General features: G+C 46.0%; 17 protein-coding genes. 2 read left to right on the top strand and 15 right to left on the bottom strand.

Annotation, left to right across the window (positions count from 1 at the left end):
* Positions 1-109: 109 nt before the first annotated feature.
* The 7 genes from MOZ60_RS09585 to MOZ60_RS09615 form a co-directional block, all read right to left on the bottom strand.
* Positions 110-2002: an EAL domain-containing protein gene (locus MOZ60_RS09585; RefSeq protein ID WP_370596493.1), complete on the bottom strand. Its 1893-nt coding sequence runs from the start codon at positions 2000-2002 to the stop codon at positions 110-112.
* Positions 1999-2202 (bottom strand): hypothetical protein, encoded by a 204-nt coding sequence (locus MOZ60_RS09590; RefSeq protein ID WP_370596494.1) that lies wholly within the window; start codon positions 2200-2202, stop codon positions 1999-2001. Before MOZ60_RS09590 ends, MOZ60_RS09585 begins: the two co-directional genes overlap by 4 nt.
* Entirely contained in the window at positions 2186-3106 is a 921-nt protein-coding gene (locus MOZ60_RS09595; protein WP_370596495.1) for a metallophosphoesterase, read from the bottom strand. The genes MOZ60_RS09590 and MOZ60_RS09595 overlap by 17 nt, the downstream gene beginning before the upstream one ends.
* On the bottom strand, positions 3103-3516 hold the full coding sequence (locus tag MOZ60_RS09600) for a hypothetical protein (RefSeq protein ID WP_370596496.1): 414 nt from the start codon (positions 3514-3516) through the stop codon (positions 3103-3105). The genes MOZ60_RS09595 and MOZ60_RS09600 overlap by 4 nt, the downstream gene beginning before the upstream one ends.
* A gap of 108 nt (positions 3517-3624) precedes the next feature.
* Positions 3625-4614 (bottom strand): phosphate acetyltransferase, encoded by a 990-nt coding sequence (gene pta, locus MOZ60_RS09605; protein ID WP_108775074.1) that lies wholly within the window; start codon positions 4612-4614, stop codon positions 3625-3627.
* Positions 4615-4731: 117 nt separating this feature from the next.
* On the bottom strand, positions 4732-6081 hold the full coding sequence (locus MOZ60_RS09610) for an MATE family efflux transporter (protein WP_370596497.1): 1350 nt from the start codon (positions 6079-6081) through the stop codon (positions 4732-4734).
* 35 nt (positions 6082-6116) lie between these two features.
* Positions 6117-6929: a hypothetical protein gene (locus MOZ60_RS09615; protein ID WP_370596498.1), complete on the bottom strand. Its 813-nt coding sequence runs from the start codon at positions 6927-6929 to the stop codon at positions 6117-6119.
* A gap of 82 nt (positions 6930-7011) precedes the next feature.
* On the opposite strand from MOZ60_RS09615, the gene MOZ60_RS09620 reads away from it, so the two are divergent.
* A complete protein-coding gene (locus MOZ60_RS09620; protein WP_370596499.1) occupies positions 7012-8181 on the top strand; it encodes a pyridoxal phosphate-dependent aminotransferase in 1170 nt (389 codons plus the stop codon).
* Between the two features lie 126 nt (positions 8182-8307).
* Here MOZ60_RS09620 and MOZ60_RS09625 read toward each other — a convergent pair whose 3' ends face one another.
* The 3 genes from MOZ60_RS09625 to MOZ60_RS09635 all read right to left on the bottom strand — a co-directional run bounded on the left by MOZ60_RS09625 (position 8308) and on the right by MOZ60_RS09635 (position 12313).
* Positions 8308-8895 carry a type IV toxin-antitoxin system AbiEi family antitoxin domain-containing protein gene (locus tag MOZ60_RS09625; RefSeq protein ID WP_370596500.1) on the bottom strand — a complete coding sequence of 196 codons (588 nt, stop codon included), beginning with the start codon at positions 8893-8895 and terminating at the stop codon, positions 8308-8310.
* 187 nt (positions 8896-9082) lie between these two features.
* Positions 9083-11875: a DUF3427 domain-containing protein gene (locus MOZ60_RS09630; RefSeq protein ID WP_370596501.1), complete on the bottom strand. Its 2793-nt coding sequence runs from the start codon at positions 11873-11875 to the stop codon at positions 9083-9085.
* Positions 11876-11881: 6 nt separating this feature from the next.
* Positions 11882-12313, bottom strand: a complete 432-nt coding sequence (locus MOZ60_RS09635; protein WP_277653358.1) for a GtrA family protein — start codon at positions 12311-12313, stop codon at positions 11882-11884.
* Between the two features lie 93 nt (positions 12314-12406).
* Here MOZ60_RS09635 and MOZ60_RS09640 point away from each other — a divergent pair, with 93 nt between their 5' ends.
* On the top strand, positions 12407-13672 hold the full coding sequence (locus MOZ60_RS09640; RefSeq protein WP_108775080.1) for a methionine gamma-lyase family protein: 1266 nt from the start codon (positions 12407-12409) through the stop codon (positions 13670-13672).
* A 54-nt stretch (positions 13673-13726) separates the two neighbouring features.
* Here MOZ60_RS09640 and MOZ60_RS09645 read toward each other — a convergent pair whose 3' ends face one another.
* From MOZ60_RS09645 to MOZ60_RS09665, 5 genes are all read right to left on the bottom strand, one after another.
* A complete protein-coding gene (locus tag MOZ60_RS09645; protein ID WP_370596502.1) occupies positions 13727-14485 on the bottom strand; it encodes an SDR family NAD(P)-dependent oxidoreductase in 759 nt (252 codons plus the stop codon).
* Positions 14485-15042: an elongation factor P gene (gene efp / locus MOZ60_RS09650; RefSeq protein WP_108775082.1), complete on the bottom strand. Its 558-nt coding sequence runs from the start codon at positions 15040-15042 to the stop codon at positions 14485-14487. Before efp ends, MOZ60_RS09645 begins: the two co-directional genes overlap by 1 nt.
* Positions 15043-15214: 172 nt before the next feature.
* The gene (locus MOZ60_RS09655) at positions 15215-16936 is read right to left on the bottom strand and encodes an ABC transporter ATP-binding protein (protein WP_370596503.1); all 1722 of its coding nucleotides are present in this window, start codon (positions 16934-16936) and stop codon (positions 15215-15217) included.
* Between the two features lie 280 nt (positions 16937-17216).
* Complete coding sequence (locus MOZ60_RS09660; protein WP_370596504.1) at positions 17217-17819, bottom strand: uracil-DNA glycosylase family protein; 603 nt, start codon at positions 17817-17819, stop codon at positions 17217-17219.
* A 595-nt stretch (positions 17820-18414) separates the two neighbouring features.
* Positions 18415-20608 (bottom strand): DEAD/DEAH box helicase family protein (locus MOZ60_RS09665; RefSeq protein ID WP_370596505.1); only part of this gene is annotated, 2194 nt, incomplete at its 5' end.

Consider the following 20608-nt stretch of genomic DNA (forward strand, 5'->3'; position numbering starts at 1 on the left):
ATGGATATTATGCATATTTTTCACATGAATAAATCGGCTTTTGGTTTGCACTGATAGATATACAGCGAAAATATGTGCAAGCGCAAAAAAATGAGCTGTAACAGCTTATTCAACTGTTACAGCCCCTTTTTTGACACCATTGTTCAAACTCTGCCATCGGCACAGGCTTGCTGTAGAAATACCCCTGCAGATACGTACAGCCAATCTCTTTCATCTTCTGCGCCATTTCAAATGTTTCCACGCCTTCTGCCGTAATCGAAAGATGATCATGCTGCAGAACAAGAACCAGTGCCGGCACAAGCTTACTGCCGGTCTTCATGTATTCTCTTACTACAGACAGATCCAGTTTGACATTTTCAAACGGCAGCTCCATCTGTCTTGAGGCATTGGAATACCCGGAGCCATAGTCATCCAGCGAGAATGAATAGCCCATGGCAATCATCTTATCCATCATCTGCCGCAATACAACGCGGTCAACCATGGCCTCTTCGGTGATCTCCAGATGTACCTGAGACGGACTGACATGATGCTTCTGCAAAACCTCATGCAGTTCATCAGGAAAGCTGCGGTTCATACAGTTCAAAGGACACAGGTTGATGTTGATCCAGTTAATATGGCAGCGTGAAAGACCTCCATCCTCGATAAAGGCACCAACCTTGTCGACTACCTGTAACGTGAAATCATCAATGCGGCCCATCTGCTCTGCCACCGGAATAAATTCCATTGGTGATACCATGCCCATCGCATCATCATACAGTCTGGACAGTGCCTCTGCACCAACCGTTCTGTCATCTGCGGCATTGACAACCGGCTGCAGATACACCTGAATCTCATGATTCTGCAGAACCCGCGCGACCAGACGCTGTACAGCATTGCGCCTCTCACTCATCCTGAAGACATCTTCATTGATGACAATCGGGCCATTGCCATGCTGGACAAGGGCAAGGTCCATGGCATCCATGAACTGCTCACTGTTTTTGAAATATACATCCGGACTGATCTCAATTCTGTCTGTATCCAGAATCAGATCTGAATTGTTGACATGCCAGTTGGACGCAAAGCGCTTCTGTATCAGGTCTGGCAGATCTGCCAATTCTTCCTGAGAGCCAAGCAGCAGGAAACGGCCGTGATGCAGATAGAACGCAGGCACATGCGGCTTGATCTGATGCAGCCACATACCCACCTGATGTAAGCCTTCATCAGACAGCCTGGAGCCATAGCTGGAGCGCAGATAGTTATAATTCTTGAGATAGAAGCCTGTGATATAAAAGCTTTTATGCTTGAACAGCAGTTCATCATACAGCTGCCGGAACGCAACGATGTTGAAGGTATTGGCACGTGAAGCAAGATAATGATCCGGATTCTCGATGCCGTCATACAAAACAAAGATGCAAAGCAGGAACACCATATTCATCATCAGCGTATGGCTGTAAGCACGTACAACGCCGCCAACAGACAGCATTGTCAGACACACATATGCTCTGACCCAGACCTGCTTTTCCAGATGATTTCTGTTTTTCGCCATCAGCAGAAAACCTGCTGCTGCAGTCACATACAGATGCACATAGACCAGGTCATACCAGACTCCCTGATGGTAACCGGAGGGATCAACTGCAAATACAGCATGACTCCAGGGTGAAGACAGCACAATCACTTCACATGCCACAAAGAAGATCCTGGCTGCGTCAAGAAATACTTTATTGCCCGTGTGCAGCCGGCCGCATAAAGCAATGAGATAATTCAGGAAGATCTGCGTTCTGGCAATGAACAGTGCAAAGAACAGAACATTGGCAATCTGCAGTATGCTGCTGGAGAACATCGATGGATTGGCATCGAGCAGCGTCGACCAGATATCCACGATACTGGCAGCCATATCCACCGCCAGCAGTTTCATATAGATCCGTGTGCGGTCGATCTTCAGCCTCGGCCGCAGCACATACTGCATCAGAAAGACAGTCAGCATCATCAATGTTGGAATGGAATAAGATGTATCCAGCTTCATGACTGTCCCCTTTCTGAATAAACATGCAGAATCTGATCTGTTTGTACCTGAAACAGATGAAGATGATGGTTATGATATGCCTGCACAAGACAAATAGCAAATCCTTCTTCCTCATCCTGTATCACTTCACCATACAGGTGCGTATTTCCCTGCCGGAACATCACCAGCGCGCCGGCTTTGATTTCATTCTTCCCGGCCATATCCAGCAATATCTGATTCCTTCACATACGGAACCACAATGCCATTGACATTGATATCATAGACCGGCTGATCCTTGACACGGGCCTTTCCCCATGGATAAATACCCGTGATCGTACCTTCCGTGTACTTTCCATCCTGGAAAAAACCGACTTTATTTTCACGGCGGTAAATCGGCTCACCAGCCCGTGGCAGAGAAGCTGATACAGTCTCACCAAGCTCCACCAGACGGTTGAATAATACAGAAATATTATGAGGCTGGTCCTGGTCAATGTGATAATGGCCGCAATACCAGTGTGTGTATGTTGTGCTGGCCATGATCTGTTCCAGATATGTATTCAATGGATCAATGCCAAAGGCAGGCTTGATGCGCTGCTGCAAAGAGCCGGGCAGACAGTGCGTAACAATGTAGTCCACATGACTGCCATGGGCAGCCAGATTATCCAGGCCATGCTGCATTTCTGCTTCATCCGGTATCTCCTGCGGCCACCAGAAACGGCCTTCCACCGCTTTGGTATCACCAGCAACAGGTCCCCGGTCATGACTGCGGGCACCGCCCATGGCAAAAATGGTATTGTCATCCAGGTCAAAGATCTCACCCCGCATCAGGTGCATGACATTATCACGAATGACGTGAACTTTGCCGCCATGCCATGTTATTTCTGGATAGTCATACAGACGCGGGAAGCATTCATGATTGCCATCCACAAACAACAGTGTATACGGCTGGCGTTCAAACCATTTCAGCCAGCTTCTTTCCTTGCGGGATTCTTTCTTCCAGTTGTAAATAAAGCCAAAATCGCCGCAGATGATAACATAGTCCTGCCGGCTCAGTCCCAGCAGTCTTTTATCTGTCAGTTTTCTTAAATCAATGCCGCCGTGGGTGTCCCCGGTCAGATAAATCATTGCTTTTCACTTCTTTCTGCAAGCCATTTCCGGTGTGAACAAAGCCGTGTCACATCGGCCGTGCGCTTTTCTTCAGGGAAACGGACCCGGCCGCCTTTGCCATTCGCCAGTTTCAGGATATCTTCGGCATCCTCAATATAATCTTCCACCGTCGGCTTGATCATCACCTTGAACGGAATCACATACAAAGGAATACGGTACTGGGTCTTGTCGGCTCTCACCTTCCACTCAATGTGCGGCATGACCATGGCAATATCCACCTCATTCTGCCTTGCTGCAAGATTGATGTACGGAATGCGGATAAAGCTTGCCCGATCTTCCAGATGATGATCCTTCACTTCCTGTTCCAGGCGGTTAGCTAGAAAGCCGCTGGAAAATCCTTCACCACAGCTGATTGCAATCCTGATCATAAATGTGTCCCCTTATCGAGTACAGTTTAGCAATTTTGTGTAAAGTTTGGAAACAAAACGCAAAAAGGAAGCCTATTTGGCCTCCTTGAGATGTAATGACTGTCTTTCTCAGGCAAGAGCTGCGGTAATGATTGCCATGGAATAGACTTCCAGAGCATTGCAGCCGCGGGAAAGATCGTTGATCGGCGCATTCAGACCGAGCAGGATCGGGCCGTATGCTTCAAAGTTGCCAAGTCTCTGGGCAATCTTGTAACCGATGTTGCCGGCATTGATATCCGGGAAGATGAAGGTGTTGGCATTACCTGCAACATCACTGCCCGGTGCCTTCTGCTTGGCAACACGCGGTGCCACAGCCGCATCGAACTGCAGCTCGCCATCGATCTGCTCGTTCGGATACTTTTCCTTTGCCTTCTTTGTGGCATTCTGCATCTTGGTCACGGAATCACCCTTGCCGCTGCCCTTGGTGGAATAGGACAGGAAGGCAACCTTCGGATCAATACCGAATACCTTTGCACATTCAATGGTCTGACCGCAGATTTCAACCAGATCGTCCTCACTTGGATCAATGTTGATGGCGCAGTCGCTCATGGCAATGACTTCATTGCCGCCGGATACTGCCGGTCTTACCAGAATGAAGCAGGAAGAAACGATGCTGCTGCCCGGTTTTGTCTTGATGATCTGCAGAGCAGGACGCACTGTATCTGCTGTGGAATATGTAGCACCGCCCAGCAGGCAGTCAGCCTTACCCATCTTGACAAGCATCGTACCAAAGTAGTTGGCACTCTTGAGAATGCCTCTGGCCTTCTCCGGTGTCATGCCCTTGTTCTTGCGCAGTTCCACAAACTGGGCAACCATCTCATCAAAATCCTCATAGTTTTCCGGATCAATGATCTGGGCACCATGAATATTAAAGCCTGCCTTTTCAGATGCCTTTGCAATTTCTTCCGGATTGCCAAGCAGAATCGGCTTCAGGAAGTTGCTGGCCAAAAGACGGGATGCAGCCTCAAGAATACGCGGATCGCTGCCTTCTGTCAGAACAATCGTCTTGGGAGAAGCCTTCAGCTTCTCAATCATCTGACCAAATCCATAAACACTCATGTTAACTATTGCCTCCATCGCCATAAAAATGGCTCATGCATAAGAAATCATAGCAGGCATGAAAGCGTTTGTCCCACTTTTATAAAAGTTAAAAAATTAACTTATCTAACAATCGCATCATGACAGCCGATACATTGTCTTTTTCCATGTACCTGCCTTATACCTGCCGACAAAGAACACAATCCGGCAGATCCAGTCGATGATCATGGCAATCCAGACACCAATTGCACCCATGCCAAAATGCAAGCCCAGAATCCAGGAGAATACAATCCGGTTGATGAACATGCTGGTCAGGGAGACAACCATCGTATAGCGGACATCATTGCACGCCCGCAGCATATTCGGCAATACAAAGGAAAGCGGCCACAGCAGGATTGCGCAGCCATTGTGGATCATAACCAGAATCCATGCCAGATGCAGTGTCTCTGTCCGCAGGCCATAAATCGAAAGCAATGGCTTTAAGAAAATCAGAATCGTGATATCCAGCAGGAACGTGCCGATGTACGTAATCTTCATCAGCTTCTTTGTATAGAACTGGATCTGTTCTTCATTCCGGGCACCGACACACTGGCCGATGACCGTAATCATAGCCAGGCCCATACCCTTGCCAATGATGCAGCCTACCCCATCCAGATTGTTGGCAACGCCATTAGCCGCAATCTGCACAGTGCCAAAGGTCGCAATCAGGGACACGACAATGACTCTGCCAAGTTCAAAGATGCCATTTTCAATGCCGGAAGGAATACCGATGTACAGAATGCGCTGGATCATATTGCCATCCAGATGGAAGCGTTCTTTCTCATAGTGCACAGGCAGTGTGGTGTCCAGCAAAAGAATTGTAACGATCACTGCAGCCACTCCTCTTGAAACAAGTGATGGCACGGCAACACCGGCGACGCCCATATGTAAAGCAAACACGCAGATGGCATTGCCTGCGATATTGATGATGTTCATGATCAAAGAGATACGCAGAGAAATGTTGGAGTTTCCCATAGAGCGGAACAAGGCAGCACCGGCATTATAGATTGCCAGAAACGGGAAGGACAGACCGGTAATCACGAAATAGATCAGAGCTGCCTGCATAACAGTGTCATCTATCGAGCCAAAGAACAGACGCAGGATCTGTTTTCTGATCAGTAAAGATACAGCCATGAGTACAACGCCGAAGAAGATCAGTGTATACAGCAGCTGTTTGGCACTGCGGCAGGCATTTTCCTTCTGCTTTGCGCCAAGATACTGCGCAGCTACCACTGCACCACCGGTAGCTACAGCAGCCAGTACGGCAATCATCAGATTATTGATCTGATCTACCAGGGAAACACCGGATACCGCTGCTTCACCAACCGAAGACACCATCATCGTATCGGCCATACCGACGGTGATTGCCAGCGTCTGTTCAAAGATCAGCGGCACAATCAGTTTCTTTAAATATGCATCCGAAAACAGTCGTTTTGTTTCTTCCATCATTCCACCTCAAAACAGCAGCTATGATAGCAGACTTTTTACAAAACGGTCCGTTTTTTCATAAAACGGAAAATCAGCAGAAACAAAGTACCACAGGCCATGCTTGCAAGACCATATACCATCCAGGCAGAGACAGACAAAGACATCGTCCTGCCCAGCCATGTGTTGGATAAGGCAGGAAACAGCAGTTTCAGCACCAGGCCCACAAGGTCATGCAGAGCCCCGCCTGCCAGCATCATCGTCCCCATGGACGCTGCCATCACCGCAGAACTCTTTTCACTCTGTACATACAGAATGGCAAGCACCGCTGCAGCCGCAACAGTCTGAAACATCCAGCTTGTAAAGCCGTTATAGACATAAATCAGTCCAAACAATCTGCCATTGCCCATCAGTAAGCCGCTGGCATAATCTGCCATGGCACCAGCCGCATCAGATACCGCCGCCTTCAATTCATCCTGATAGGCATCAATCTCATGACCGGCATACTTGTAGCAGATCTTATTTGTTTCTTTAACAACACGATTCACTTCTGCTTCGTTTGGATCAACCGGGACCAGACCCCTGCGATGTACGGTGTTGGAAACCACCTGCTGCATCATGTGATCCAACAGATAGCCAACTGCCCGTTCTTTCGTAAACTTTTCCTGCATTGTCACAGCCGTATCGATATTCAGATCCGGATAGGCTTCATTGACAACATCATTGATTCGCCATGCAACATGCAGGCCTACTGTTTCCAGCTGCATTGAGCGTGCCAGTGTATACGGCAGGCAGATACTCACTAAAATCAGCCACCATATGATGGCCAGCGGAACAATCTGTTTCCAGTGAATTGATGGCAGACGATTCATTTGATCACCACTTTCCCATGCATATCGTATCCATGCAGTGTAATATGGTACAGCAGAATAATCAAATGAATTGGAGGATTGTATGAACTTCAGTAAACGCATGGAACGCTTTCCCGATGAAATATTCGCTTCTCTGAACGAAAAAACCATTGCCCTGCAGAAACAGGGCCGTACACTGTATAACATGTTTGTCGGTACACCGGACTTTGAAACGCCAAAGCATATCCGCGATGCCCTGTGTGAAGCAACCAAAGATCCAGCTAACTGGAAATATACACTGCGCGATTGTGACGAGCTTGTCCAGGCCGTCATCCACTACTATCACAAACGATTCCATGTGGACCTGACACCGGATATGATTGCCAGCTGCCCGGGATCACAGGAAGGCATGGCCCATATCGGCATGGTGCTGGCAGATGAAGGCGACACATGCATTCTGCCTACTCCCTGCTATCCAGCCTTTATCACCTGTGCCAACATGGCCGGACTGACACCGTTCTATTATCCGATGACCAAAGAGACAAACTTCCTGCCGGATGTTTCAACCATTCCGGATGATGTGGCAGACCGGGCAAAGTTTATGATTGTCTCGCTGCCTTCCAACCCGACCGGCTCCATCGGCAATGATGAAAACTACATGGAGATCATTGCCTGGGCAAAGAAGCACAATGTCCTGATCATCCATGACAATGCCTACTCTGACATTATTTTTGATGGCATTGAAGGCAAATCGTTCCTGCAGTATTCAGGGGCAATTGAAAATGGTGTTGAATTCTTCTCTCTTTCCAAGAGCTTTGATGTGACCGGGGCAAGACTGAGCTTCCTGGTAGGCAACCCGGAAGTTGTCCAGATGTTCAAAAAGCTGAGAAGCCAGTACGACTTCGGCATGTTCATGCCGCTGCAGAAAGCAGCCATCGCTGCACTGGAAGGACCTCTTGACATGGTCGAAGAACAGAAACACAAATACCAGGAACGCCGTGATGCACTGTGCGGCGGTCTGCGCAGCATCGGCTGGGATGTACCGGACTCCAAAGGCACCATGTTTGTCTGGGCACCAATCCCTTCCTGGTACAAATCCTCCATGCAGTTCTGCCTGGATCTGATGGACAAGAGCGGCGTCATCTGCACACCAGGATCCTCCTTTGGCCCCTTAGGAGAAGGATATGTCCGTTTCGCTCTGGTACTGCCTCCTGAAAAGATCAAAAAAGCAGTCCAGGCAATCCAGGACTGCGGTATTCTCAATCACGACTGAGCATGGCACATGCCATGCTTTTTTGATAGTGATTCTGCTCTTCTCAGGTTTACAATGCTTCCTGCATCGTTTTTCCACTCGCTGCAGCTTGATTTTTCAGTCTGTCCTTTACAGATACTGCATTTTTCATACCAGGACCTCCAGATACTGTCTTGTGACCTTCTCGCATTTCATTAGTTCAGCATATTTCATAAGCAGATTGATATTCCGATCTTTTCGGCGCAAATAGTTTTCCAGAATTTCTCTGGTTTCTTCAATTCCAACCTGCTCTCGGTAATAAATAATATCGACAACCGTTTTTTCAACATTATAAATTTGAAAACCATTTCTGCCCTCGCTAACATTCATGATACCGAGTCTATATCTTTGCTCCGTATAATAATAGACGTTGAACTGCGGCCATTGCGGCACAGCAGAAATCTTTGCTTTTCTTGGAATAGCGATATCTACTGCATCTGGAATATAAACTGTCAGTTGATAGTAGACTGCAGCACTAAGCAGGCAAATAATGCCTTCTGGCGCATATGCTTTTACATAATAGAAATCAGATTCCGCTCCTGTATACTCAGCATTTTCAAAATAGCTCTTGTTCAGCTTAATCAGTTTTTTCTCACTTGCCAGTTTACGAATTTTATACTCAGAAAGGCCCTCGCTCTTAAGCTCATGCATGGAAAATATTTTTTGGTCATTTGGAAGAACTATCATTTGAGACATAATAACCCCTCCTGAGCTTTAATCGTATTTCGGCATTTTTTGATTTTGCCGAATTTCAATTAAATATTAAGATAACTTCTATGAACTGTCAATTCGTCATTTTATAAGATTGATAATGCAGCCAGGAATACAATGCGTTGATTCTGCCTGATTTTAGAAGCTGTTTGGCATATATTATTGCAGTTGATCATCCCTTTGGCAGCTGGAAGTCAAAATACAGATCCTGTGGTGCTCTCTGTTTCATCTCAACACGAAACTGCCAGGATCCATTATCCTGTCTTGAATTAGGAATCAGATGCATCTTTCCACTGCCAATATAGGTAAATGGCAGTGCAAGTCCATCTTCCGCCTCTACCTTGCGCACAAACAGCTCAATATGGGAAGCAGCACACAGAGAATCCAGCTCTTTTTGCTTCAGATTTGCCTTGGTTTCCCATAAGAAGGTCTGTGGATCCAGAAAGCCATCCGCATAACGCAGATCATCCTTGATATCAGATGCTTTATGGACGGTGACATAGGCATAGACAGTACCATCATAAATGTCCGTTCCCAGCATGATGTCATGTGTATTCTTCAACAATAGCAGCTTGATCTGTGCCTTGCGGTACTTGCCCCAGATACAGAAGGTATCAGAAGGATCTTTGTCGCCAAACTCGTTTTCATATCTGGCAATGCCATACTGCAAAAGATCCTCCAGATACTGTCTCATTTCCACATTCAGAATGCCATCTGGAATGGATATTTCATTTTTCTGGATATAAACCAGTTTTCTGTCCTGCAGAACCAACAGCACATGCTGGAAAATCGATGCAGTTGTATATGGCGCATTGTCATCCACATATTTTCGGACCTCTTCTATATCTTCTTTTCCTGTTGGCAGCAGTCTCTGCAGCACCAGATATTCCTGTGGACGCACAAGCGGCAGAAATTCAGAAACGTCTTTGATATAGCCCTGCTGCTCTTCACTGAATGAAGGTAGATTCTGCTCATTAATTTCCTTTAGAAAACCATAATAGGATCCTGTTTTGCCATGGGCGCCTTTCATATTCATGAACCGCAGCAGATCCGGTGCACACTCGTTATTGAGATAATCCATGTGGCAGGGATAAGAGCTTTCCCCAATATACTTCTTGAAATTCTCATAGTCCTGCTGCACAAACCGCTTGTTATGGAAGTTGATATGATCCAGCTGATCCAGGATCTCCTTCTTGGACAGATCATCGATATGGATCTCAACACCGTATTCCTCCATGCCAATCTGCCTGAAATCATCTTTGACAAGACTGCCAACCAACTGTTTTTCCAGCACAAAGTTCTGTGAAAGACTGCCCAAAGCAAAAGCAATCTGGCTGCTGCGCTGGTAGTCATTGCCAATGAAGTCCAGCACTGTGACATATTCTTTGTCCTGATACTTTCTCAAGCCTCTTCCCAACTGCTGCAGAAAGATGGTAGAAGACTGCGTAGGCCGCAGAAACAGCACCATGTTTACACCCGGAATATCCACGCCTTCATTGAGAATATCAACCGTAAACAGGATCTCGAGCTTTTCATCATCGCTTTGCAGATCATGATACGCACGAATACGCTCACCGACACTATTGCGGCCGGTCAGATACTGTGTGTCGTAATAATCAGAAAGTGCCTGTGCCATCATGATGGCATGAGAAACATCCCGGCAGAATGCCAGTGCTTTCAGCTTTTCACCAGGTTTACGGTGTTTTTCAATCTCATTGACAATCAGTTCACAGTTTTCTTCAGATGCACACTGCTCACTGAACAGTCTTGCCTTGACTGCAGCATCGCTGTAGGAAAGCAGTTCATCACGGATGCCATAATAATGAAATGGCACAACCAGCCCCTGTACAATGGCATCCCGCAGACGCAGTTCATATGGCACATTGTTGCCAAAGGAAGAAAACACATCATCCCCATCCATGCGCTCCGGCGTTGCGGTCATACCAAGCAGAAACTGCGGATGGAAATACTGCAGGATCTTCTGATAGGAAGATGCGGTCGCATGATGGGCTTCATCGATGATGATGTAATCAAACTCACTGGGTGAAAACAGTTCCAGATGAGCTGCCATGGTCACGTTGGTAGAAAACAGAAAATCACAGTCAAGTTCCCTGTGCGTGCCGTCATAGATACCAAAGCGCTTCCCGCTGCCAATGACATTGCGGAAAGAATCCAGTGATTTTCTTAAGATAGAGCCTTCATGCACAATGTACAGAAGACGCCTGGGATTGAAGTTGACTGCATCAAAGGCAGCCAGATACGTCTTGCCGGATCCTGGTGAGGCAATGATCAGTGCTTTGTCTTCTCCCATGCAGCGAAAGCGATTGAGCTGTTTCAGTGCATTCTTCTGCATGGCATTGGGCTGGATCTTTGCATTGGCAACTGCATAGTCCATATCCCATCTTTCCACTGCATAACAGAGTCTTGTGTGATACTGACTGATCAGCGTCTTTGTCAGTGGCAGTGTATCGTTCCAGAGTGTTTCAAAGTCATGGCATGCATGTGCCCATGTCTGCGGATGATCAGATTTCAGGGAAGCCAGGTCCCACTCCACATTCTTCAACAGTGCATACACGGTGATATTGGAAGAGCCGACCAGCAGCTCCGCATCATCCGCAAACGTAAACAGATATCCCTTGGAATGGAAACCAGCCACATTGCCGCTCAGATCATGAAAACATTCATTGTCCAGATGACAGGCAAACTGATCGGGATACTGATTCTGCAGATGCAGAAAGTAAAGCAGTGAATTGACATCCGTGAAATTCTGATAGGTTGAGGTGATGATGCGGCCATGTACGCCGCGATGCAGTGCCGCTTCGATATGGGACTGAATCAAAGACAGACCGGCACGCTTAATGAAACTGACCGTAAAGGCAAAAGAAAGACAATTGTCAATCTGCTGGCACAGATGATCCAGAAAACGCACCTTTGCATGATTTGTATAAAACAGACCGTCTTCCATATTCCTTTATCCTTCCCTGTGCCGGAAAATCAGGAGTTTGCTGGCGGCATAGTTGACAATGATCACCACGACATTTGAAATCGTCTTGACCCACACATCATTCCAGCCAAGCGTCTTGGCAAACAGGAACATGTTGAGCCAGTCAAGTGCACCAGTTGCCAGGCGGCATGAGAAAAACAGTGACATTTCCCGCAGGATCGCTCTGGCGGCAGCCGCATCACTGCGGAATACCCATTTTCGATTGGTCACATAGGCAAACAGGACAGAAAGCACCCATGACAGGACTGTACTGGTCATGATGGAAATATGCAGAAAATGCGCAAACAGCCAGTATGTCACGATATTGACCAGTGTTGTCAGCACGCCGAAGACCGTATACGGTATTACATCATGGTATTTTTCCACCAGACCATGATTTTTCTGTTTATCTGAATCCATACATTGTAATTATACCCTTGTATATTGTCTTTTTGGTGCCTTATGGCGAATTGCAGAGTACAATAGCCCGGTATGCAGCTGGGAGGTTTTGCAATGATTACAGATCAGATTGATGCATCTCTGCTGAAAATGGCAGAAGAAGCAGAAAAAGAAATAAAGCCGCAGTTTGAGCGGATTGACAAGGTGGAACAGTATAATGCCGACCGCATTTTGTCCGCCTTCATTGAAAACCAGGTATCCTATTCCGACTTTGCGGATATCAATGGCTATGGCAACTATGATACCGGCCGTGACAAACTGGAAGCCATCTTCGCTACTATTCTTGGCTGTGAGGATGCCCTGGTAAGACCGCAGATCATGTCCGGCACAAACGCCCTGTACCTGGCCTTTTCTGCCATGCTCAAACCAGGCGACACCATGATTTCCATCACCGGCACCCCGTATGATTCCCTGCAGGAAATGATTGGTCTGATCGGGGATTCCACGCAGTCCCTGAAAGCATTCGGTGTGAAATATGAGCAGATTGATCTCGTCAATAATGAATTTGATCAGAATGCAATTGTTGAAAGAGTCAAAGAGAACAACGTCAAACTTGTTGAAATCCAGAGATCCAGAGGCTATTCCAGCAGAAAATCACTGACGATTGCCAAACTGGAGGCTATCATCAAAGCCATTCGGGAAGTCAACAAGGATGTCATCATCATGGTAGACAACTGCTATGGCGAACTGGTAGAAGAAAAGGAACCGGGACATGTTGGTGCTGATCTGATCGTTGGCTCCCTGATGAAAAATCTTGGCGGCGGCATTGCTCCGACCGGCGGCTATATTGCTGGCCGAAAGGATCTGATTGCCATGTGTGCGGACCGTCTGACATCACCTGGCATTGGCAAGGATCTTGGTGCCAACTTCAACATGAACAATGCCTTCTTCAAGGGTGTCTTCCTTGCTCCGGAAGCAGTTGCCAATGCCCTGAAGACAGCTGTCTTCTCTTCATACATGCTGGCAAAGCTTGGCTTCAAGAATGTTTCCCCAGCCTATGATGAATACCGTACGGATATTATTCAGACGGTTGAATTATCCACAAAGGAAAATCTTGTCCGTTTCACCCAGGGCCTGCAGTCTTCTTCCCCGATTGATTCCTATGTCAGAGTATTACCTGCACCAATGCCTGGCTATCCGTTTGATGAAGTCATGGCCTGCGGCAGTTTTACGCAGGGAAGCACCATTGAGCTCAGTGGAGATGCACCGGTCATTGAGCCCTATACCCTGTATATGCAGGGTGGTCTGTCCTATGCCTATGGCAGACTGTCCATCCTGCTTGCCCTTCAGCATGTTCTGCATGGTGAACCGCAGAAATAAATAAATCCCAAACGCAGATACAAAAAAGGAGAGTACCCCACAGTATTCTCCTTTTCAAATACTTCCCATCTGTCCGCCATCAATGCGCACAATCGTATTATTGATATAATCCGCATCATCACTGATCAAAAACCTGACAAGATGCGCAACCTCTTCGGGCCTGCCATAGCGTTTCACCAGAATCTTTTCCTCTTCTTCTTTGAGGAATTCTTCATCATAGCCATCCAGCTCACTCTCTGTCCCGATAAATCCAGGGGCAATGGCATTGACATGCACAAAAGGCGCAAACTGTACAGCCAGGTCATGGGTCAAAGAATTCAGTGCCGCCTTGGAGGCATCATAATCCACTGACATGGGATAATACGTATTCATGCCATTGGTGGATGAAATGTTAATGATACGGCCATATTCCTGCTGCTTCATATGCGGCCATACCCGCACAGCACAGTTATAGGCACCGATGACATTGACATCCATGGTGCGCCGGAATTCTTCTGCTGTTTTCAGATGAAACAGGTTGGAAAGATCCACCGCTGCATTGTTGATCAGAATATCAACACCGCCAAGTTCTTTCTCAATCCGGCTGACCATCGCATCCACTTCATCTTCCTTTGATACATCTGCCTGATAGATCAGACACGGTGTCCCCCATTTTTCCTGAATGGTCTTCTGCAGTGATTCTGCCTGCTCTTTGGAAGTGTGATAGTTAACCGCAATCTGATATCCACAGGCTGCCAGTTCCAGCGCAATGGCGTGGCCGATTCCCCTGGCACCGCCGGTGATCAGAACGGTCTTCTTTTCAGCAGATGCCATTAAGCACGGCTGGAATACTTGCCATCAGCTGTTGAAACGATGACCTTTTCACCCTCAGAAATGAACTGCGGGATTCTCAGCTTCAGGCCTGTATCTGTCACAGCATCCTTTGTCTGGTTGCTGGCAGCACCCTTGATTGCCGGTGTTGTCTCAGCAATTGTCAGTGTTACACGGTCCGGTACAGATACAGACAGCAGCTCGCCGTCAAAGAACATCAGACCAACTTCCATGCCTTCGATGATGTAGTACTTGTTGTCACCAACTCTGCTCTCATCCAGCTCATAGGTATCGAATGTTTCCTGATCCATGAAGTAGTATGTATTGCCATCCTTGTAGGAATACTGTGCTGTCTTCTTCTCGATCATGGCCGGCTCAAACTTCGTGCTTGCGTTGAAGTTTCTTTCCTGTGTGGAACCAGTCTTCAGATTCTTCATCTTTGTCTTCAGAATCGCAGCACCCTTGCCCGGCTTTACATGCATGAAATCAAGGACAACCCACGGGTCGCCATCTACGATTACTGTCAATCCTGTTTTAAAATCTCCTGCCTCAATAGCCATTGTTATTCTCCTTTTTCTCTAGAAATACTATCTTATTTTATCTATCTCACGAAAGAGGTCAACGGCCTCTGCATGAAGAAAAGACAGACATTTCTGCCTGTCTTATTCTATCATCGCCATCTGCAATGTGAACAACCCCAGATGGATTTTTCACACAATTACAGCAGAATCTTTACTTTTCAAACAGTTTCTGGGTGTTATACAGTCTTGCATACTCACCATTCTTTGCCAGCAATTCCTGATGCGTACCCATCTCAGCAATCTTTCCTTCATCAATCAGCACAATCCGATCGGCATCTTTCACCGTTGCCAGACGGTGGGCAATGACCAAGGACGTACGGCCCACGGCCAGCTTGTCAAAGCTGGCCTGAATCTTCTGCTCCGTGATGGTATCCAGAGCGGAGGTTGCCTCATCCAGAATCAGAATCTTTGGATTCTTCAGGAAGATACGGGCAATGGAGATGCGCTGTTTCTGACCGCCCGACAAACGCACGCCTCGTTCACCAACATACGTGTCAAATCCATCCGGCATCTCCATGATGTCATCATAGATTTCTGCCATTTTAGCCGCTGCGATAATCTGGGCATCGCTGGCATCGGGCCGGCCATAGCGGATATTCTCCTTGATCGTATCCGCGAAGATAAACACATCCTGCTGCACAACACCAATGCTGGAACGCAGAGAATGCTTGGTCACATCGCGGATATCCGTGCCATCAATGCGGATGGCACCGGAAGTCACATCATAGAAGCGCGGGATCAAAGAACACAGCGTCGTCTTGCCGCCGCCGGACTGACCGACAATGGCAAGCTTCTCACCACTGTTGACATGCAGCGTAATGTCAGAAAGGATCTGGCGGCTGCTATTGTACTGGAACGATACATGGTCAAAGTCAATTGTCCCATCCTTTACGACAAGATCCTTTGCGTCCGGCTTCTCTACGATATCCGGCTTCACCTGCATCAGATCATAGAAGCGGGAAAGACCGGCGACGCCATCTGTAAACACTTCGGCAAACTGGGCAAGCTTGCGGATCGGCGTGATGAAGCTGTTGGCAAACAGCGTGAAGGTGATCAGATCAACATAATTCATCTCACCCTTCATAATCAATACACCGCCAGCCATGATCACAACCACAGGCGTAATGCTCATGAAGAATTCCTGCGAACTGTTGAAGTTGGCCATGGCCTTGTAATAGTTGCTCTTAGACCTGCTGTAGGCTTTATTGGAAGCATCAAAGCGGTCATAGTCAACTTCTTCATTGGCAAAAGCCTTGGATGTACGCACGCCGGAAATACCGGATTCAATGTCAGCACTGATCTCAGCAAGACGTTTCTTATTGGATACGGAGGTTGCAGCCATAGCCTTGCGGTTGCGCATCACAACCAGTACCGAGATCGGCAGCAGAATCAGAATGATCACAGCAAGCTTCCACTGCATGCGGAACATGAAGATCAATGCGCCGACGATGGTCAGCACCGAAATGATCAGATCTTCCGGGCCATGGTGGGCAAGCTCCGTCATGGAAAACAGATCACCCGTCAGACGGCTCATCAGCTGACCTGTACGATTCTGATCATAGAAATCAAAATCCAGTGTCTGCAGATGCTGGAAGAGATCATTTCGCAGATCTGCCTCAACATAAGTGCCAAAGGTATGTCCCCAGTAGGTCATGACATACTGGCATACAGAACGCAGCACATAGAAGCCGATCATCGAGATCATCAGGATGAAGAACAGGCGGTACTCCTTGTTTGGCAGCATATTCTTCATGGCATATCTGGATACCAGCGGGAATGCCAGATCAATCAGGGCAACCATCACGGCACAGATAATATCAATCACAAAAAGCTTCATATGCGGCTTGAAATACCGCAGAAACATCCTGAACATACAATCGTTTCCCCTTTCAGTAAACACAATCTTTAACAGGGGGTATCATACCACATAAGCCCCAGTGAGAAATGATTCCTGACCATCACACTGCAGTTTCTTCCTACTGTATCATATTCTTTCTATGACACTTTTTTCACAGTTATTTCCCAGCAGAAAGTTACCCGGGAAATAATTTTCATTGCCAGAAAAAGGAAGAATTCAACAACAATTTTTCCATGCCGGCATGGCTTCCTGTGAAACAAAGCTGAATGAAAAGAAAAAGCCAGACCATGCTGGCTCATTTCATATGCAATGCCCTGTCAACTTCCTTCTGCAAAGCCGGAACAACCTCTTCTTCAAACCACGGATTGGCCTTCAGCCAGCGGTAGTTCAAAGGACTGGGATGTACGATCGGGAAAAAGGATGGCAGATATTCCTGATAGGCATGCACCGTCTCTCTCAGATTCTTCTTTTTCCTGTCCTTCAGATAATAGTCAATGCTGTATTTGCCAATCAGTACAGTCAGCTGGATCTCCGGCATCAAGGCAAGAATCTCTTCATGATACTCGCTCATGAACTTTCTGGGCGGCAGATCACCTGTTTTTCCTTTGCCCGGATAATAGAAATCCATCGGCATGATGGCAATCTTTTCACCATAGAACGTATCTTGATCAATGCCAAGCCACGCCATCAGCCGGTCTCCGGATTTGTCATGAAACGGAATCAGAGATTCCTCGACTTTTCTGCCAGGTGCCTGACCGACAATCAATACGCGTGCATGGGCATTGACCTGCAGAATCGGCGGTATACCGCGCTCAGTATAACTGCGGTTCCGGGGATCCTGCATGATCTTTTCTTTGATTTTTTCCCATCTGGATGCACTGCTGTTTGTCTCAGTCATATGTCCAATTGCCTGCTTTCTGCTCCATCATAGCGCAGACACTACATCAATAACAGCCTCCCGCATTTTCAGTCTAACCCCTCATGCAGGAACATCACAGTATGCAGCACTATTATTGTCATTTTTTATTACATCTTTGAACGCATATTTACTTTGTTTTTTCTGATTCAGAAAGCAGTGAATATGTTATAGTTAGCTTGCACTAACTGATAAGAGTATACATGATTTCTTATCTGTGAGAAGGAGATCTGATGAAACCTGATTACAAAAACTGGATGCCAGAAGGATTGGTCATATCTGCGATCGCAGCCTTTGCCATCAGCATGATCTGCTCTGTCCCGGCATCACTGTACCAGGCACTGTGGCTATCAGGTCCTGGATCCAGATGATGATGTCAGAATGCTGATGAGTATCATGAAGAATATGATTAGGAAAATCCAGGATACAGATTATCAATCCAAATGAAAGGCGAATACAGCTGTGAAACCTACCTGATCAATCGATGATTAAGGCCCGCTTCATCCAATATACGGAGCTATTGGGATTGTGCTGACCAAGTTTGTCCTCCTCTATATTTGAGCTCAGATATCGCCATCTACTTCAAGGCTGATTCAAGAAGTTCTTCTGCGGCCTCAGGGTTAATCACTCGCATCACATTATCTTCTGCATCTTCTTTGCCAAGAAAATTAATACTTCCATACCACAATATTTCTTTATCAATTATTGAAAAATGCTCAGTCAAGCCGTCAACAAGACGAAGATCAAAACCTGAAGAACGAAGCTCATCTAGCAAATACATTCTCGCTTCATTGTTTTCCATGATTCCGTAATTTGTTTTCCAAGTAAGAATGATTATAGAAACACCATTTTCTTGAAGCGGCTTCAGAGTTTGAATCAATTTGCTGATTTTTCGTGAAGAAAGTTCTGGACTGCTGATCACGATTTCCTTATTAGCATTTATTAGATCCTGAAAATATGTTTCTTGGTAAGAATCCATATCAAAGATAAAGCCATGATTTTTCTTTCCGAGCTTACTATCATTTTGATAAATATGGTATCCAATATGCTTATAAGCACGCAAGCGTTTTCCGTACATGCGGTCAAATACCGGGATATGACTGTCAATATAATCATAAACCATTACATTCTGCTTCCCAGGACAGTCCCTGTTTAGACGTCCAGCATATTGTTCAACTACAGATTTTCCTGCTACTGGTGTTGCCATTATCAGAGTATCCAATCTTGGGCAGTCAAAGCCTTCTCCTACTAATTTACCTGTAGCTATCAGTAGCATTGTATCATCTGCAGGAACTTCATTAATGTTCTGGTAGGCATAGCGTTTCTCTTTAGCTGGCATATCACCAAGCAGAAGAAAAGTATGGTCAGCATATCCGTTCAACTGTTGATACAGAAAATGGGCATGTTCTTTATATTTCGTCAAAATTGCCGGGCTTCTATTTTCATCAATACATTTTTTGGTGTCTGAAACGATCTGATTGTTTCTATTTTTTGAATCTCTGATAATCTCGTATGCCTCATTGATCTTTGGATTGCCGATTCTCAGACTTACAGTACGCGTAAATCTTGGAATAACAATATGATCTATCCCTTGCTCTGCAGCTCTCTCTTTTGCAGAAAATATAAAACGTATTGGACCGATTAACATATAGTTTATTTTTGTCAAACCATCTTCCCGAACCGGAGTGGCTGACGCACCATAAACATATTTTGCCGCAGATTCTCTAAGAATTCTTTGAATTGTTTCTGAAGCAGCATGATGGCATTCATCTACAATAATCATTCCATAATCCTGAAGCCGAGAAAATGTTTGTTTCTTCCTGAAAACAGACCCTGCCATTGCTATATCAATAATTCCGTTTGTAGTATCTTTCTGCCCTTGCAGAATTCCAACTACGCTTTTTCTTTTACGCAATCTTCCACTCTTTGTTTTATACTCCGGGATTTCTTCATCGACTATTAAAAATCTGTTGATTGCCTTTTCCCATTGTATAATTAACGAAGACGACTCCAAAATGATCAATGTACTTACTCTTTTTTCAGCCATCAGATCACAGCATACTACTGTTTTTCCAAAAGCCGTAGCTGCGCTGAGAATTCCATTATCAAAAGACAGCATCTCGTTTGCAGCATGTTTTTGATTATCCTTCAAAGTGCCATTGAACTTTACATGTATCGGCTTTCCAATTCTTCTTTGATCGTCAATATGATAAGGTATCTTGAATTCTTTTAATTGATCAAGCAATGCACCCATCAACCCTCTCGGAATTGCAATATATCCATTTACATCTTCACCAAGATATATGTATCGTGACTGTCCGAAATTTGAAAGGTTCATAGCTTGATTTTTATAGAAAACGGGATTACTGAATGCAGCCAGTTTTCTGATTTGATTTTGAATTCTTGGCTCAAGATTCACAGAATCAACATAGATCAAATTGCTCAATGTAATCTGCATTGTTCCATGAACATCTTCGCAATACCATCGATCATAATGAATCCACGGCCTATCCCTTTTTGCAGTAGAAAGTAATCCCGTCTGATCAATATTGAGAACTGAATCAGCTGTCCACTGTTGAATAAGACGATTTATCTGTTCAACAGATAGTTTTGGCTTGCTGAAAAGAATTGCCATTTGATCAGGTGTTAGCGTCGGGTGAAAATGGCCAAAAAGTGACGAGAGAAAACGGCCAATATCCGCCGGGAGAAAACGGCCACTGATTTGCCGAAAGAAAACGGCCACTGGCCGTTCCATCAGTTCCTTCTTACAA

Source organism: Grylomicrobium aquisgranense (assembly GCF_033971865.1).
In the GTDB taxonomy this organism is placed as follows: domain Bacteria; phylum Bacillota_I; class Bacilli_A; order Erysipelotrichales; family Erysipelotrichaceae; genus Bulleidia; species Bulleidia massiliensis.

What these genes read in the sequence shown, in the direction of transcription:
- MOZ60_RS09585 (WP_370596493.1), bottom strand. Translation starts at nt 2,002, where the DNA reads ATGAAGCTGGATACATCTTATTCCATTCCAACATTGATGATGCTGACT.
- MOZ60_RS09590 (WP_370596494.1), bottom strand. Translation starts at nt 2,202, where the DNA reads ATGGCCGGGAAGAATGAAATCAAAGCCGGCGCGCTGGTGATGTTCCGG.
- MOZ60_RS09595 (WP_370596495.1), bottom strand. Translation starts at nt 3,106, where the DNA reads ATGATTTATCTGACCGGGGACACCCACGGCGGCATTGATTTAAGAAAA.
- MOZ60_RS09600 (WP_370596496.1), bottom strand. Translation starts at nt 3,516, where the DNA reads ATGATCAGGATTGCAATCAGCTGTGGTGAAGGATTTTCCAGCGGCTTT.
- pta (WP_108775074.1), bottom strand. Translation starts at nt 4,614, where the DNA reads ATGAGTGTTTATGGATTTGGTCAGATGATTGAGAAGCTGAAGGCTTCT.
- MOZ60_RS09610 (WP_370596497.1), bottom strand. Translation starts at nt 6,081, where the DNA reads ATGATGGAAGAAACAAAACGACTGTTTTCGGATGCATATTTAAAGAAA.
- MOZ60_RS09615 (WP_370596498.1), bottom strand. Translation starts at nt 6,929, where the DNA reads ATGAATCGTCTGCCATCAATTCACTGGAAACAGATTGTTCCGCTGGCC.
- MOZ60_RS09620 (WP_370596499.1), top strand. Translation starts at nt 7,012, where the DNA reads ATGAACTTCAGTAAACGCATGGAACGCTTTCCCGATGAAATATTCGCT.
- MOZ60_RS09625 (WP_370596500.1), bottom strand. Translation starts at nt 8,895, where the DNA reads ATGTCTCAAATGATAGTTCTTCCAAATGACCAAAAAATATTTTCCATG.
- MOZ60_RS09630 (WP_370596501.1), bottom strand. Translation starts at nt 11,875, where the DNA reads ATGGAAGACGGTCTGTTTTATACAAATCATGCAAAGGTGCGTTTTCTG.
- MOZ60_RS09635 (WP_277653358.1), bottom strand. Translation starts at nt 12,313, where the DNA reads ATGGATTCAGATAAACAGAAAAATCATGGTCTGGTGGAAAAATACCAT.
- MOZ60_RS09640 (WP_108775080.1), top strand. Translation starts at nt 12,407, where the DNA reads ATGATTACAGATCAGATTGATGCATCTCTGCTGAAAATGGCAGAAGAA.
- MOZ60_RS09645 (WP_370596502.1), bottom strand. Translation starts at nt 14,485, where the DNA reads ATGGCATCTGCTGAAAAGAAGACCGTTCTGATCACCGGCGGTGCCAGG.
- efp (WP_108775082.1), bottom strand. Translation starts at nt 15,042, where the DNA reads ATGGCTATTGAGGCAGGAGATTTTAAAACAGGATTGACAGTAATCGTA.
- MOZ60_RS09655 (WP_370596503.1), bottom strand. Translation starts at nt 16,936, where the DNA reads ATGTTCAGGATGTTTCTGCGGTATTTCAAGCCGCATATGAAGCTTTTT.
- MOZ60_RS09660 (WP_370596504.1), bottom strand. Translation starts at nt 17,819, where the DNA reads ATGACTGAGACAAACAGCAGTGCATCCAGATGGGAAAAAATCAAAGAA.